Below are 16,180 nucleotides of genomic sequence, written 5' to 3'. Positions count from 1 at the left end.
TTCTTTCAAATTAATTTTTAATGATTATGAAAACTCACTACATCACAATATTGGCTATTAAAGAAGGCGGAAAACTGAAACTATCAGATCATGGTGATACGAAAGTAAACCCAGGAGATTTGGTATTTTGGACAATAGCACCAAAATCCAAAGTAACTGGCATTTCTGGAATTTCTAAAACCAAAGGAAAAAATATCTTTACCAAAGGTCCCTCAAAGATCAAAAATTCGAAAGTGTGGTTCGGGATAGTGAAATCTAAATTCAAAAGTAAATCAGAAGAAACTTATACGATCAAATACAAATCCGAAAGTGGTAGCGGTTCACACGATCCTAAAATTTCAGTTAAACCATAGCATATTCAGATGTATTCCAAAATGAAATACTATTTTTCATTTATTGGTTTTATTTGGTTTTTTTCAGGTACTGCATTTGGTCAGGATCAAAAAATTGCTGACAGTCTTGCCAAAATATACCAACAAGGTTTACTGACTGATTCTGAAAAATTAGATTTGCTTGAGGATTTGTCTTTCAATGAAATGAAAGATCTTCAGCAAGCTATCAAATATGCTGAAGAACTGATTTTGCTTTCAAAACAACTTACCAGTCCTCTATCTGAACAAAGCGGCTATTTTTTGAAAGGAACTCATAAAAGAAAAATGGGGGAATTGGATGAAGCACTGGAAGCTTACATCAAAAGTGCAGAAGCTGCTGGCAATGCAAATTCATTGACAAGAGAAGGCATTACTTACGGTGCAATCGCAGATATTTATTCTATTTCCAATAATCATAACAATGCCATGCTTTATTACCGCAAAGCTATTTCGACTTTGCGGCAATCTGATGATTCCATTGCCTTGGCGTCAAATATTTTGAATGCAGGAGATGAATTTTTGAATAGGGACATGTTTGATTCTGCCTATGTTTACTTTAAGGAATCAAGCCTCATATTCGAAAAGTTGGATTACCTGACAGGAAAGGCATATAGTTTGGGCAATATTGGTATGGTTTATGCCAATATTGGACAGCGGGACCTTGCAGAAAAAAATATCAATGAGGCCATTATGATTCTTGAAGAATTGGAAGATTTTTATCCGATTTGTGTATATCTGCTGTACATGTCCGATATCTATTCGGTAAAAGGTGATGAAAGTACTGCTATGGAATACGCAATCAGAAGTTTACAATTGGCAGAAGTCCATGGACTCAAAGAGCAAATCTCAAATGCCAACCTTAAACTTTCTGAACTTTACGAAAAGAGCGGAAATACTGGAGAATCCTTAAAATACTATAAAAACCATATCGCCTTCAGGGACAGTGTCAATAATTTAATGTCCATCCAGAAAATGGCTGACCTAAGGACAGATTTTGAAGTGGCACAAAAACAGGCGGAAGTGGATATGCTCAATCAAGCCAAAAAAAACACGCGGATTGTGATGATTGGGCTGATTATCATAGTTTTTCTGGGAGCTATTATTTTGGGCACATTATACTGGTATTATAAAAACATTCAGATTGAGAAAAAACGATCAGAAAAACTCCTTCTCAATATTTTACCCTTTGAAACTGCCCAAGAACTGAAGCTGAATGGGAAAGTTGAGGCTGTAAAAATCGATATGGTCACAGTTTTATTTACAGATTTTGTTGAGTTCTCTGTGTTGGCAAAAAATATAGAATCCAAAAAACTGGTAAACAGTATTGATTTTTACTTCAAGGCATTCGATGAAATCATTTCTAAATATGGACTTGAAAAAATAAAAACCATCGGTGACTCTTATATGTGTGCAGGTGGTCTACCTCTTCCAGATGAAAACCATGTGGTTAAGATTATCAAAGCAGCCAAAGAAATATTGGCCTTTGTTGAGCAGGAAAAGCAAAATGAAGATGGAATGCCACATTTTGATGTCCGAATCGGGTTACATACAGGACCTGTGGTTGCCGGTATAGTAGGGATCAAAAAGTGGCAATATGATATCTGGGGAGATACTGTAAACATAGCTTCCCGCATGGAATCTGCCTCACTTCCCGGAAAAATCAACATTTCTGAAACCACCTATGAGAAAATAAAAGGTGACTTCCCATGCACTTTTCGAGGCGAAATAGAAATGAAAAACAGGGGTATCATGAAGATGTATTTTTTGGATTGATATTAGTAGAAAATTATTTAAAATCATTTATTCCCCCTCAAACCACTCCCACAAAATCTTACTCACCTTTCGTTGCAATTCATAAGCAGCGTTGTCCTCTTCCCAGCGTTGGTCTTCATTGTTTTTGGTCGCTATATAAAATACATAATCTCCCTTTGGGGCATTGACCATCACCAATTCAGATCTTGAGGCATTGACCATTCCCTGTTTTGAAGCCGTTTGTATATAAGGTGGAATTGCGGATAGAGAATACTCATCATAAAAAATGTTTGACATCAAGCGGTACATTCGTTCAGAAGCTTTAGGACTGATAACTTCTCCCTTTCTGATTTTTACCAGCAATTGCACCATTTCCCTTGGAGTGGTCTGACCCCAACCGTAGACTTTCCAGATTTCTTCCCTGCCTGGAGTTCTGGAATTGACCCTGGTATGTTCCAATCCCAAATCCTCCATGATTTCGTTGATCCGCTCTCCGCCACCGGCCAAAGCCTGACACCAAAGAGAGGTGGTGTTGTCACTGTAGCTGATCATCAAGGACATCAATACACTCAGTTCCGTTTCCACACTGTCTTTGAAAAACTGCATCAAACCGGAACCACCGTATTGGATGGAATCCCTGTAAACCAACTTTTGATGGTACTCCAATTCACCATTTTCAATTTTGTCCATTACGCCAACCAAAATCGGGACTTTCACAATACTGGCAGTCGGAAAAATCGAATCCGCGTTGATGGCGATTTCCTCTTTGGTTTGAAGATGAAGAACATATATCCCAACATCTCCCTGAAAGTTGGAAGCTTCTTTATCAAGGAGCTTTTTTAAATCTTGATTTTGGGCAAAGGAAATCGAAGAAAACAGGAGAAATAATGAAAGACAGAAGGGGTGGCGCATAAGAATTGTTTTTTTATCCGTGAGAAAATTACTAACCTTTAATCCAGATGGGTTCAAATATCACCTAATCCGATCAGAAACCCCACAATATCCCAATTTCCACTAAATATCCATCAATATCCAATGCTACTATTGTGGAATAATAATAACTGGCACTTCTCAATAAATTATTTTTCCCAATTCATCTTCCCCTTGACCAAATCCCTAGAATTGCCACCTACCATGATTTCAAATTCTCCCGGCTCCCAATCAAACTCAATGTTATAATTGTAGAACTTCAAATCTTCCGTGGAAATGTCAAATGTTATGGTTTTTGATTCTCCTGCTTTCAGGAAAACTTTCTGAAACCCTTTCAGTTCCTTGACAGGCCTTGTCATACTTGCCACCAAATCCCTGATATACAATTGAACTACCTCTGCCCCATCATATTTTCCCGTGTTTTTTAAATCAATACTTACCTGAAGCTTATTATCTCCTTTCAAATCCGTACTACTGAATTTCAGATCACCATATTCAAAAGTAGTATAATTCAAACCATAACCAAATGGATATAGTGGGTCATTGGATACATCCAGGTAATTGGATCGGAATTTTTGGAACCACTGACCTTCAGGAAGCGGACGACCTGTACTTTTTTGGTTGTAATAAATCGGTACCTGCCCAATATTTTGAGGAAAAGTTGCGGGCAACTTACCGGATGGATTGACATCTCCAAAAAGCACATCAGCGATGGCGTCTCCTGCCTCCGAACCGGCAAACCAAGCATTCAGAATAGCGGGCACATTTTCATCCTCCCACTTGATCGTCATCGGTCTTCCGGCCAACAATACCATCACCACAGGCTTACCGGTTTTTAGTAATGCTTTCAATAAATCTCTTTGGTTTTCTGGCAGATCAATATTGGTTAAACTGGAAGACTCGCCGCTCATCTCTGCAGCTTCTCCCATAACGGCTACAATCACATCAGCATTTTTGGCAGCATCCAAGGCCTCCTGAATCATCACATCTGCTGGTCTGTTATCTCTGTAAGTCGGTTTTCCGTAGATACTGAACTTTGATTCAAACAAGGAATCCACGACCACATTTGCTCCCTTGGCATACACTATCTTTGCTTTGTCACCAACAGCGTTTTTCAAACCATCGTGTATTGAAACTGATTTTTCGAATTTGGCAGCTACACTCCAAGTCCCGGTCATATTTTCCCTATTGTCAGCCAAAGGACCTATCAGAGCAATGGTTCCTTTCTTTGCTAAAGGCAAAATCCCATCTTGATTTTTCAGCAAGACCAAAGACTGGGCTGCGATGTCTCTGGCTATTTTCCTGTTTGCAGGTGTAAAAATCTCTTTTTCGGCACGGTCAAGATCACAATACTTGTAGGGATCATCAAAAAGGCCAAGCTTATATTTTGCCACCAAAATCAATCTAACTGCATTTTCAATCTGTTTTTCTGTCACCAAGCCCTCTTCCAAGGACTTTTGTAAAGTGGTCAAAAACCCTTCTCCCACCATGTCCATTTCCACTCCGGCATTGAGTGCCATAGCAGATACCCGTTGCAAATCTCCCAATCCATGATCAGTCATCTCATTGATGGCCGTGTAATCGGTCACCACGAATCCATCAAACCCCCACTGCTCTCTAAGTACGTCTGTCATCAACCATTTATTTCCACTTGCAGGGATTCCATCAATGTCGTTGAAGGATGTCATGACCGTTCCTACTCCTGCTTCTACAGCAGCTTTGTAGGGAAGGAAATATTCATTGAACATTTTCTGTCTGCTCATATCCACGGTATGATAATCCCTTCCTGCCTCCGGCGCCCCATATAAGGCAAAGTGCTTGACACAGGCCATAATGGTATTGTTGAGTGTTAGGTCATCGCCTTGATAGCCTTTAATCATGGCTTTGGCAATCTGGGCGCCGAGATAAGGATCTTCTCCATTTCCTTCGGAAACCCTGCCCCACCTTGGGTCTCGGGACACGTCCGTCATGGGCGAAAAAGTCCAATTGATCCCATCAGCACTGGCTTCATTTGCTGCAATTCTGGCAGACATTTCAATCAGTTCCATATCCCAACTGCTGGCTATGCCCAAGGGTATTGGAAAAATAGTTTCATATCCATGGATCACATCCATCCCAAATAGCAATGGAATTCCCAATCGGCTTTCCTCCACAGCAACCTTTTGGACATCCCGGATTTTAGCAGCTGTTTTGATATTAAAAAGTGCCCCGACTTTTCCGGCTTTTATTTTTTCTGCAATATTGGAACTTGAGGCCTGACCTGTGGTAAAATCACCCACCGCAGGAAGATTCAGCTGCCCGATTTTTTCTTCTAAGGTCATCAGAGATATTATGGAATCGGCCTTTTGAATAAATCGTGCTTCAGTGGAAGTTTGAGCAAAGGATGGGATACATAGTGAAATTGCTATAGCAATACTGAAAAGAATTATTCCTGTATTTTTCATAATGTCAATTTTTTTATTTTATCTGAATAAAATTTTTTCAATTTCTATAGTATTTTGGGTATTTCCTTAATCAACAGAATCTCCGAAATCTTATAGAAACAACCTTCAATATCCATAATGATTTCTTACTTGCCAGCTTTCAATATCAACAGTCATTGGGCTTATTTTAAACTGAAATTGAATTCATGGTTGTCATCCCCTAACCATTCGTCCAACCACGGTGAATAGGTTTTTATTTCAAGAGTTTTGCCCTCTAGATCAATATCCACTATCCTCAGGAAGCCATTACACCCATTTCCATGAGTTTTAACTCCTCTTTGAAAGTTTGCCAAAAACTGATAAACCTTATTTCCTTCATCTCCTTCACTTACCAGTTGCCCATATCCTTCTAGTAGGACATGACCTGAAAAAACCATTATAATATTTGAGTGTTTTTTGACCAACTTTCCCCATATCTCTTCACCATCATTTACTGCATCGTCACCTGTATCCTTTCCAATTCCATAAGCATGCGGTCGCCAATTGTCTCCTTCAGATTGTCGTGTATCTCCGACATACATATAAACATGGGTAAGTAAAATCACTTTGTGTTCGGGGTGCATCTCAACAATTTCATTGGCCCAATCCAAAACTTTGTTTCTGGGACCGAACTCCAAAGCGAGGATCAGCCATTTTTGTCCCTCATATTCAAGTTTGTGATAAGTGTTATCGATTTTTCCTTCCTCAAAAGCACCTGAGAAACCTGCGATCTCTTTCATCTTGGATATCGGGAAATATTTATTGACCCAGCGGGAATCCCTGTTGTCGGCATACTTGTCAGGAGCACTTCCAAAATCATGGTTGCCCAAGGAGAAAGCATAAGGAATCTTACCATGAATCAAATCAAAATATTCGGAAGCCAACGCCCATTCTACAGGAGTATTACTTTGGGTAATATCCCCAACATGGAGTACATAATCAATACTTGATGCATTAGCGGAAATCCATTCAAATTGGGATTTCATAATCTCAGGACAGGATTCCAAATAGGATTGGGTATCTGGTAATACCACGAGTCTGAAAGGCCTATTTTGTCCCTGAACACTTGAAGATATCAATAAAAAGAAGATGGTATATATAATTGTTTTTTTCACTACTACCTTTATTTTGACTTCCTTAAGAAAGTTCTATATCATTACAAATGAGGACTTTCCATTTCCAATTTTTTTAAACCCTCTTTAACCTCAGGACTGCTCATGAACAAGTCCCAAAGCAATCCGCTGCGATAATTCTCCATCATCACCACAATCGGTCCTTGGTCAATGGCCAAATATCTTTGAGGAAACCAATCCTCTGTTTCACTGAAGGCATCATAGAAGCCGTATTCACCGAACAATTTATCTCCAAGATTTTCATACCAATGACGCATGGCCTCTATGGAGTATTCAGGAGTATATGGAAAAGAAGAAAGGGCTGCCGTTGGGGTTATCACTCCCCTGTCACGATTTTCTCCCGGGGCATGTCCAGCATATCCTTTTACTGAATAACTTGCAGTCAATCCCCAACTTTCAGGACCATAACCTTTATAACCTAAAGGATTTTCTACACACCATGCCCGGTTGATCAAGGTGTGGTTGGTATTGTGTTCCCAGTAGTCAGCATATTGGTCTTTCAGGCCTCTTGGATCCAAACCGACATAGGAATAATGAGCCCAGAACAATGGTCCACCGTATTTTTCAGCTCCATTATGTTTAAGTGCCAAATGATATCCGTATGCTTCGTGATTTGGGTCATTTTTGATATCTCCGTCTCTGTTCCATCCTTTATGGTATACAGAAGCGGGTACGCTGTGGGTTGGCGAAGATGCCGCCAAAATGTACATGATTTGACATTCATTATATCCGTTGACCCCAAAATTCATATCCCAACCGTGGTTTGGGCTCCAATGCCAATAAAGTATGTCCTCACCTCCTTTGGTGTGCCAATCAAATTCAACTGCCCTCCAAAGCTTATCGATCCGTTCTGCCAAAGCTTGCTCACTTTCATTTCCATCACGGAAGTATTGTCGCACAGTCAATAATCCTGTTACCATAAATGAGGTCTCAACAAGATCCCCTCCATCATCTTTTTTACTGAAAGGTTTTACCTCACCCGTTTCTCCATTCCACCAATGTGGCCAAACACCATGAAAGCTGTCAGCATTCTCCAGAAAATTTACGATTTTCTCCAACCTCTCAAGTCCTTGTTCACGTGTAATAAATCCCCGCTCAATTCCCACTAAAATGGCCATTACACCAAAGCCGCCGCCTCCGGAAGTGACCACATTTTTATCATTTTGGGGATATTCTCCATCCACATGGAATCGTTCTCTTGCCAAACCCGATGTGGGTTCTGCTCCATCCCAGAAATATTGGAATGTCCTGTATTGCACAAGATTCATCAGGGAATCGTCCGAAATTTCTTCGCTTTCTTGAATTTCAGCTGTACTAACTTTCCTTTCTGAGCAAGAAAAAATAGTCGATAGGATCATCAAAACATATATTAAATTTCTTTTCATCATCTGTTGGGTTAATAATTAAAATTCAATTTATCTAAGCCGGATTTAACATCCGGATTCTGCATAAACAAGTCCCATAGTAATCCAGACCTGTGGTTTTCGATCATCAAAATGATCGGCCCCTGATCAATGGCCAAATAAGAATTGGCATACCATCCTTCAGTAACATTGAAGGCATCATAGAATCCGTACTCTCCCCAAAGCCTATCTCCCATTTGATAATAGAAGAATTCCAACGCCTTCATCGAAGCTTCAGGAGTATAAGGAAATGATGAAAGGGCTGCTGTAGGAGTAATGACTCCTAAATCATTTGTGGGTGAATGAGCATTATATCCCAAGTGATTATCACTTGCGGTAAAACCCCAGGAATTTTCCGAATAACCTACAAATCCCAAGGGATTTTGCACTGCATGCGCTTGGTTGATCAGTGAGTGTTTTCTGTTTTGTTCCCAGTAATCGGCGTATTGGTCGCTGAGATTACGGGGATCAAGACCCAAAAATGAATAATGGGCAAAGAATAGTGGTCCACCAAATTGATATCCTAAAGGCAGGTCAATGCCATAATATGTATTTCCGTTTCGCATTGCACCATTTCGGGCCCAACCATTGTCATAAACCTGTTTATCTATGGCATGGGTCGGAGAACTTGCAGCCAAAATGTATATGATCAGGGATTCATTCCAACCTAGAATACGCAGATTCATCTCCCAATTATACTCCGGAGACCAATGCCAATAAAGCACATTTTGACCACCCCTTGTATACCAATCCCATTCCACTTCATGCCAAAGTTGGGTTATTTTGTCAATAATGGATTTTTCCTGCGTGTTGGATTCGTTTAGGTAAGTACTTGCAGTCAGTAGGCCTTGGATCATGAATGCCGTTTCCACCAGGTCTCCACCATTGTCTCTTTGACTGAATGGGATTACCTGGCCTGAGTTGCCATTGAGCCAATGTGGCCATACACCATGAAATCTATCAGCGGTATTTAGAAAGTTTACTATTTTTTCCAGTCTTTCCACCCCCTCTTCTCGGCTGATAAAACCTCTCTCCATGCCCACCAAAAGAGCCATGACACCAAAACCTGAGCCCCCGATAGTAACCAGATTTCCTGAGGTATTTCTTTCTCTGGCCAAACCGGAGTTTGGATGGGCAAAATCCCAGAAATATTTGAAGGTCTGTTCTTGCACAAGGTTCAATAGGGCCTCCTCAGAGATTTGAGGGAATTTAGGATTTGGGTCAATTTCAGTGAAAAAAGTATTGGTCAATCCTGCAAATGCTTCCCCTTCAGCACCTTCTAGTGTATTAGCAATAACAAGGCTGTATTTGGTCAGGTATTGCAAGGGAGCAGAAGTAATTATCTCTACATTCCTGTCATCTTCTGAATATGAAAATTGTAAACCAGAACTGTTTGCCCCAGTCAACTTGATGGCAGATTCCAGTGTATTTTTATTTACAGGATCTGAAAACTGAAGTGTGGCTTTTAAGTCTAACGGAACATCTACTATTCGACCAGATTTAGTTATTTGAGCCTCCGTTATTTCCAGAGTAACCTGAAGTGATCCCATTATTGTCCTGAAGCTAAAGTCTTTACCAGAGAATATACCAGTGTTGTGACCTGCTAAAGACTCTGAAATCACAAGTTTATACCAGGTATTGGTTTTCAGAACTCCCTCAGGGTAAATAATGAGACTTTTATTGTCTGAAATAAGGCTTGTTGAAAAATCAACAGTTTCGATTCCCTCATAAAGCGTAATGTTGTTTGCAACTGTTGCAGGGTCAAGGGGTCCGGAAAAAAGTAAGGTAATGGGTCGGTCAATGGGAATATTTTCTGAGTATGGCTCTGATAAACTGATTTCCTGTCCTCCAATATCTACCTGAATCAGGTTTAAATGGGATAATTCAGATTCAGTTTTATCACAGCTAATAAAAACAACCAAAACCAACAACAATGATATCACTTTACTCATGGATAGGTATTTAGAAAATAAAAGGGAATTCAGATGGGTATCTGAATTCCCTTTTGGGTTATTTTGTTCACTGATTATGGTTTTTCAGCATCAATGATTGTCTGAATTTCAGACTGATTTAATGCTCGGCTGAAAATCCGCAATTCATCTATCAAACTACCATCGGACAAATGGCCCCACCCCGTAAATCTCGGAGCACCCGAACCTATGGAAAGTATATCAGTTTCTGTCCAATCAACTCCAGGAAAAGATCCTTCTCTGACCACATTTCCATTGATGTAAACTGCAGCATTGCTCTGTGAGATCGTAATTGCAATATGTACCCATTCTCCGGAAGCAGGATCTATATCCGCGGCGGCTCCGCCGTCAAACCAATTGTCTGCTGTCCCGTTTCCTATGTTTAATTTTACCCTTTGCATGGACCCTGCTGCTTCCCTAAACAACCTGAATCCATTTCTTCGGTTATTCATATTATTAGGATTAACAGTGTCAGGAGGACCAATTACCAAGATTCCAGCCCTATTGGGGTCACCATTGACATTGTACCAAAAAGCTGCACTGAATTCATCATGTAAAAGCCCCGTAGTTGGGAAAGTCAGGTAAGCATTATTTGTCCCATTATATGCAGTACCTATGACACCATTGGCAAATGTTGGACTTCCCTGAACACTTGCAATTTCTGTAGAAACCAACTCCATGAAGTCGCCGTCAAAAGGCATATAAAAGATCTCATCATCGTAAATTGGAGTGTAAGGCTCAACTTTTTCAAACGAAACCGATTTTGATGAACTTTTGCCCGATAGATCTTTAGCTTCTATGGTCAGGGTATGTGGACCATTCCCCAGAGTTTCATAAGTATGGATTTTTACAACTCTTCTGAAATCCAAAAACTCATTGTAGTTTCCTATTTCATTTCCGTCCAAAAGGATTTTTATTGATTCAATTTCAATATCATCCATCACCTCAAAATTGATGTTAATAGGGGTGACTTCTTCAGGAACTCTTATCAGGGTACCTTCCAAGGGGAAGTTAATGATAACTTCGGGAGCCTCCATATCCGGACCCGGATCTACTGCTACAATTTCATCAATGTAACTATCTGTACATCCAAAGATGAAAAATACCAATCCTATGATTATTAAATTATATCTTTTCATGATCTCATGTTTTAATTATTCAATTTTATTATTCTGGTTTTGTCAGCTGAGGAAGTATATTTTCTTGTTCCAAAGGATAAGGAAGATACCTATGGATATCTATATTGAAATTTCTTCCTCCAAAATTCAGTTCAGAAGCTCTTCCATATCTCATTAAATCATAAAATCTTATACCGCTTTCCATGCCGAATTCTGCATACTTTTCATTCAACACATCATCTAGCGTTACGCCACTAAGCGGACCAAGACCTACTCTTTCCCTTACCAGGTTTACCGCTTGATCAGCAGAAAGCACCGAACTGCTTGCTCCATTTACCAATGCTTCTGCGTGCATCAACAATACTTCAGAGTATCGTATGGCAGTGAAGTTTTTATTTGATCCATAACCGAACCTTCCCGGAATAAGCTGGGTAGATGGGAGATAATGCTTGCCACTTAGGAAATTATATCTTGGGTGATTATTAAACCTATCTCCGTCAGGTGTCACATTTGAAACCCAGGCAGGCAAAGTCGCATATTGTGGATCTGACATTATTTCATCCATACCATCGGGAGTAAACAGGACAGTAGTCTGAAGTCTCTCTTGTTCTCCACGATCCAGCATAAACTTTACATATTTTGGACTAGGTGCGAAAAAACCCCAACCTGTCGAAGCTCCCGGTACAGCCGGAGTCCATGATGCAGGGCCGTAGGTGACAAAGGGATAAGTAGTTCTTGTACCTGTAGGCGTTCCAAAATCTGAATATTGGAATTCCAGGATGTTTTCACTGTTTAATTTACCGGGTATTTTAAATAACTGGTAATAATCTGGTTCCAATACATAATTGTTACTACCAATTATCTGACCTGTAGCTTCAGCCACGGCAGGATAGTTTTTCAATTCCAGGTTTGCCATAGCTTTAACCGCCAAAGCTGTACCTCTGGTAACTCCTCCTCTCACATCGGAGCGGTCTTTGGGATGCACCGTGGGCAATAGCGGAATAGCCTCATCCATCAATGAAGATATATGCGACATAACTTCTTCAAAGGATGAAAGCTCTATATTAAACAGCTCGCCTGGTTGGGAGCTATTTGGTATCAGTATAGCTCCCCAAGTACGTGCTAATTGTAAAAGCTCGAAACCTTGCATGACCTTTATCTCCGCTATATACTGTTCTGCATTGGCAGCATTTGCGCCTGCTTGTTGGTACTTTCTGATTTCCTCAATCGCTCCATGCCAGTATATCAAATCAGTATAAAGGTTGAGCCAAACTGAATTGTACATCCAGAAATTCCTGTCATACCTGAATTCATCAGTTTCAATCAAGGGAAACTGGTCACCTGCTGCGGTTACATCATCACCTCTTACAGATAGAAGCGTATAAGTCTCCCATTGAGAACGGTATAGTTCACCATAAGCACCATATAGCATCAAGATCATATTACTGGACTGCGAATAGTCAGTTTCGCCGGCTATTATCTGATTTTCGAGCGGTTCATCCAATAAATCCAAACAGGATGTTGTCACCAAAAAGGCCATCATCAAAGCCAGCGTGTTTTTTATAAATTTTATATTTTTCATGACTGTATTTCGATTAGGTTAGAATGTTACATTTAATCCCACGGTATAAATAGCCGGTATAGGATATACCTGTCTATCAATACCATTGGCAACCTCGGGATTGAATCCATTATAATTAAACAGGGTAAGTGGACGCTCAGCAGTCAATGTAATTCTGGTAGATGGCATTGAGACGCCAAATAGCTCCCGATCGATCAATGAATAAGTCATCTGCACATTTTGGATCCTGAAGAAAGATCCTTCTTCCACAAAATAACTGCTCATATTCTGATTCCATCCCCTTCGGAGACCAGATGCTGAAGGATAAACATTGGATGTACCCTCTCCTCGCCATAGATTGTCAATAAGCTCCGCATCGAGGTTAGTATCATTGGTGAAAATAAGTTCTCCTCTTTTTCTATTGAGAATGCTATGACCTCTTTGACTTTGAAACAAGGCAGAAAAATCAAAATTACGGTATCTAAAACCCGCATTTAATCCATAGTTTAAAGTAGGTAAGAAAGAACCCAGTACCACACGGTCTTCATCATTTATGATTCCATCACCATTTTGATCTCTGAATATAAAGTCGCCAGGTACAAGGCTGTTATCATTGATAAATTCCTGCGAGTAGCCACTGTTATTAATCTGCTCCTGATTCTGGAAAACTCCTTCTACCTCATATCCATAAAATGCCATAAAAGGCTGTCCAACAATAGAGCGTTGACGGAATTCAGCAGAACCCGCATCCAAGTGATTTGGTCCACCAAGACCCAAAACCGTATTTTTCAACGTGGTAATATTTCCTCCTATATAGTAGGAGAAATCATCATTGATTCTGTCATCCCAATTCATCGAGATTTCCAGACCTTGATTCCGAATTCTACCGACACTTCTTCTCTCTGTCGCTCTGAACACAGGTGGAATGATGCTTACTGCTAGGTTTCTAGTATCTCTTATAAAATAATCCGCTTCAATGGAAAGTCGCTCTCTAAACATCGTAGCATTTAGGCCAAAGTTTCTTTCTACTGTCGTTTGCCACCTATCAATCAGATCAAACGTAGGATTCAACCTTCTACCGATAATCCGCACATCATCGATGGCCAAATTATTTTCCTGCAAGGTAGGTACACCTACTGAAGGGCTTATTCCATCATCTCCAAGTTGCCCCCAAGAACCTCTGATTTTTAGGAAATTGATTGCTGGTACATTAAAGAAATTCTCTGAAGAGACAACCCAACCAGCTCCTATGGTAGCAAAATTACCCCACTTTTGCTGAAATTTATTATTTCCGTCTCTTCTGACAGTTCCATATACCAAATATCTGTCGTCATAATTGTAAGCCACTCTCGCAAAAAATGACTGGAAAAACAACTTTCCTCCCCCGTCACCAATGGCATTCAAGTCAAAATTGGTTGAGTTGGAGAGGTACCAGAATTGTTCTTGACCAAAAGCCGGTTCCGGGTTAAGGCCTTCACCTCTTACATTTAAACTTTCAAAGGTTTCACTCCTGAAGGACTGTCCCAATACTGCCGTTAAATTATGCTTTCCGAAATTATCGGTGTAGGTAAGGAAATTATCCCAAATCTGATTATACCTGGTAAAATTGCTCCTGCTTAGTGAAGATTGCCTTTCTGTAACTCCATCATTATAGGCAAATGATACATTTCTGGTATTGATTTGGTCTATGTTGTAATTGTACGCTGTTTTGAATGAAATCTTGTTTGGAATTAATTCCATATCTGCATAGAAGTTACCCATTACCTTTGCAATATTATTTCTATTGTCCGAGAAAAGGATGCTATAGAAAGGGTTTTGATTACCCCTATAACCGATCAATTGGGCATTAGATAAGGGAATTTCAGTTCCTGTAGCTCCCGTATTGAGCTCATCAAATTTTGGTAAAATAGGAACCGTATTGTAAGCCCTGAACCATGCGCCATCATCTGCATTATATCTTCTTGCTGTACTGATGTTAAGATTACCTCCTACTGTCATCCAACTATTGATGTCGGTATCCAATTTAACTCTAAAATTAAGTCTTTTAAATTCGTTTCTCCTTTCCTTCATCAGTCCGTTTTGTTCAAAATAGCTACCCCCAATGGAATATCTTGTACGATCTCCCCCTCCGTTAAATGTCAGGGAATGATTTTGTATAGAAGCAGGGCTCATTATTTCCGAATACCAGTCTGTATTCACATTCGGTAAATTGGGGTCTACCCTACTTCTCCCAAATCTTTGGATAGCATTGTTTAAAAATGCAATATCTGCGGGGCTACCTGTCTCATTTACATATTGCGCAAACTGTTGTGTATTCGCCATTTTGAGGACATTCTGGGGGACCTGGGTGCCATAATACCCATCGTATACTATTTCAGGTTTTTGATTGTAAGATCCAGATTTCGTCTCTATCAGAACAACTCCATTTGCAGCCCTTACTCCATAGATAGCAGATGCAGAAGCATCTTTTAAAATGGACATTGTTTCGATATCATTTGGGTTCAAAAAATCAATGTTGTCAAAGAACATTCCGTCAACAACATATAGAGGAGCTCCTCCTCCCTCAAATGATCCAATACCCCTTACCCGAACTGTAGGAGACGCACCAGGCGCACCACTACTTACTATCTGCACACCAGCAACTCGTCCCTGAAGAGATTGCATTGCGTTGGTGGCCGGAGTCTTGACAATATCTTCGGCCTTCACTGTGGAAATCGCAGAAATCCTATCCTGCTCTCTTTGTGTACCATATCCTATTACAACCACTTCACCCAAAGTACTCAAGTCCTCTACCATGGTTACATCAATCACATTGGAAGTACCAACTATCCTTCTCACTTTTTCAAATCCGACAAAGGAGAAAATCAACACATCTCCTTCATTGGCGTCGAGAGAATATTGGCCATCAATATTTGTGACAGTTCCTGTATTGGTTCCATCAATGATGATAGTGACTCCTGGTAAAGGCTCTCCTATAGGGTCAAGTACTGTCCCTGTTATTGTGATTAGATCTTGCACAATAACAGTTGCAGTCTCTGCCACTATCCCTTTTTTTACGTCAATATTATTATTGATCTGACGAAAACTCAAAAGGGTTTGTCTTGCTACTTCCTTCAAAAACTCTTCAACAGTTCCTGAAGATTGGGACAGTGAAATGGGCTTAGATGTTTCAATGTCTTTTTTATCAAATGAGAATTTGAAAGTTGTTTGCTTTTCTACCTGGCTGAAAAACTGGCCAAGACTGTAGTTTTCTTTTTGAAAACTGATATTCACTTCTTCTATGCTTTTGTACTGACCATTGACTTCGGTTGCGAATACAAGGTTAAATACCATCAATTGGACTATAAATCCATATAGGAAGTACCTGGAAAACATATAGATTACACTAAGTAGTTTATTTTTCATATTTTTAAAGGTTTATTGAATTTAACTATTCATTAAATGCGGTTTTTTGATGACTCCCATTCCCCAATGTAGACC

10 protein-coding genes are annotated in these 16,180 nt (G+C 39.9%); 2 read left to right on the top strand and 8 right to left on the bottom strand.

Annotation, left to right across the window (positions count from 1 at the left end):
• The first annotated feature begins 26 nt into the window (after nucleotides 1–26).
• Together HMJ38_RS08825 and HMJ38_RS08820 are read left to right on the top strand one after the other, a co-directional pair.
• A complete protein-coding gene (locus HMJ38_RS08825; protein ID WP_194974015.1) occupies nucleotides 27–353 on the top strand; it encodes a hypothetical protein in 327 nt (108 codons plus the stop codon).
• Nucleotides 354–374: 21 nt separating this feature from the next.
• Nucleotides 375–2,144, top strand: coding sequence for an adenylate/guanylate cyclase domain-containing protein (locus tag HMJ38_RS08820; protein WP_228779970.1), 1,770 nt, complete (start codon nucleotides 375–377; stop codon nucleotides 2,142–2,144).
• Nucleotides 2,145–2,171: 27 nt separating this feature from the next.
• On the opposite strand, the gene HMJ38_RS08815 is transcribed toward HMJ38_RS08820, so the two are convergent.
• The 8 genes from HMJ38_RS08815 to HMJ38_RS08780 all read right to left on the bottom strand — a co-directional run bounded on the left by HMJ38_RS08815 (nucleotide 2,172) and on the right by HMJ38_RS08780 (nucleotide 16,105).
• Nucleotides 2,172–3,035 (bottom strand): serine hydrolase, encoded by an 864-nt coding sequence (locus HMJ38_RS08815; protein ID WP_194974013.1) that lies wholly within the window; start codon nucleotides 3,033–3,035, stop codon nucleotides 2,172–2,174.
• A 167-nt stretch (nucleotides 3,036–3,202) separates the two neighbouring features.
• Nucleotides 3,203–5,497, bottom strand: coding sequence for a beta-glucosidase BglX (bglX, locus tag HMJ38_RS08810; RefSeq protein ID WP_194974012.1), 2,295 nt, complete (start codon nucleotides 5,495–5,497; stop codon nucleotides 3,203–3,205).
• A gap of 161 nt (nucleotides 5,498–5,658) precedes the next feature.
• A complete protein-coding gene (locus tag HMJ38_RS08805) occupies nucleotides 5,659–6,630 on the bottom strand; it encodes a metallophosphoesterase (RefSeq protein WP_317174511.1) in 972 nt (323 codons plus the stop codon).
• A 41-nt stretch (nucleotides 6,631–6,671) separates the two neighbouring features.
• Entirely contained in the window at nucleotides 6,672–8,033 is a 1,362-nt protein-coding gene (locus HMJ38_RS08800; RefSeq protein ID WP_394355063.1) for a glucoamylase family protein, read from the bottom strand.
• Nucleotides 8,034–8,044: 11 nt separating this feature from the next.
• Nucleotides 8,045–10,003: a glucoamylase family protein gene (locus tag HMJ38_RS08795; protein ID WP_194974010.1), complete on the bottom strand. Its 1,959-nt coding sequence runs from the start codon at nucleotides 10,001–10,003 to the stop codon at nucleotides 8,045–8,047.
• A gap of 74 nt (nucleotides 10,004–10,077) precedes the next feature.
• Entirely contained in the window at nucleotides 10,078–11,160 is a 1,083-nt protein-coding gene (locus HMJ38_RS08790; RefSeq protein WP_194974009.1) for a LamG domain-containing protein, read from the bottom strand.
• A 28-nt stretch (nucleotides 11,161–11,188) separates the two neighbouring features.
• Nucleotides 11,189–12,721 (bottom strand): RagB/SusD family nutrient uptake outer membrane protein, encoded by a 1,533-nt coding sequence (locus tag HMJ38_RS08785; RefSeq protein ID WP_194974008.1) that lies wholly within the window; start codon nucleotides 12,719–12,721, stop codon nucleotides 11,189–11,191.
• An 18-nt stretch (nucleotides 12,722–12,739) separates the two neighbouring features.
• Entirely contained in the window at nucleotides 12,740–16,105 is a 3,366-nt protein-coding gene (locus HMJ38_RS08780) for a SusC/RagA family TonB-linked outer membrane protein (protein ID WP_228779969.1), read from the bottom strand.
• Between the last annotated feature and the right edge of the window lie 75 nt (nucleotides 16,106–16,180).

Origin of the sequence: Aquiflexum lacus (assembly GCF_015476655.1) — a bacterium.
Classification (GTDB): domain Bacteria; phylum Bacteroidota; class Bacteroidia; order Cytophagales; family Cyclobacteriaceae; genus Aquiflexum; species Aquiflexum lacus.
This window is presented reverse-complemented; position numbering and strand designations above follow the sequence as displayed.

Coding starts and splice junctions, on each gene's coding strand:
- HMJ38_RS08780 (WP_228779969.1), bottom strand. CDS start 16,105: ATGAAAAATAAACTACTTAGTGTAATCTATATGTTTTCCAGGTACTTC.
- HMJ38_RS08825 (WP_194974015.1), top strand. CDS start 27: ATGAAAACTCACTACATCACAATATTGGCTATTAAAGAAGGCGGAAAA.
- HMJ38_RS08815 (WP_194974013.1), bottom strand. CDS start 3,035: ATGCGCCACCCCTTCTGTCTTTCATTATTTCTCCTGTTTTCTTCGATT.
- HMJ38_RS08785 (WP_194974008.1), bottom strand. CDS start 12,721: ATGAAAAATATAAAATTTATAAAAAACACGCTGGCTTTGATGATGGCC.
- HMJ38_RS08800 (WP_394355063.1), bottom strand. CDS start 8,033: ATGAAAAGAAATTTAATATATGTTTTGATGATCCTATCGACTATTTTT.
- HMJ38_RS08790 (WP_194974009.1), bottom strand. CDS start 11,160: ATGAAAAGATATAATTTAATAATCATAGGATTGGTATTTTTCATCTTT.
- HMJ38_RS08795 (WP_194974010.1), bottom strand. CDS start 10,003: ATGAGTAAAGTGATATCATTGTTGTTGGTTTTGGTTGTTTTTATTAGC.
- bglX (WP_194974012.1), bottom strand. CDS start 5,497: ATGAAAAATACAGGAATAATTCTTTTCAGTATTGCTATAGCAATTTCA.
- HMJ38_RS08820 (WP_228779970.1), top strand. CDS start 375: ATGAAATACTATTTTTCATTTATTGGTTTTATTTGGTTTTTTTCAGGT.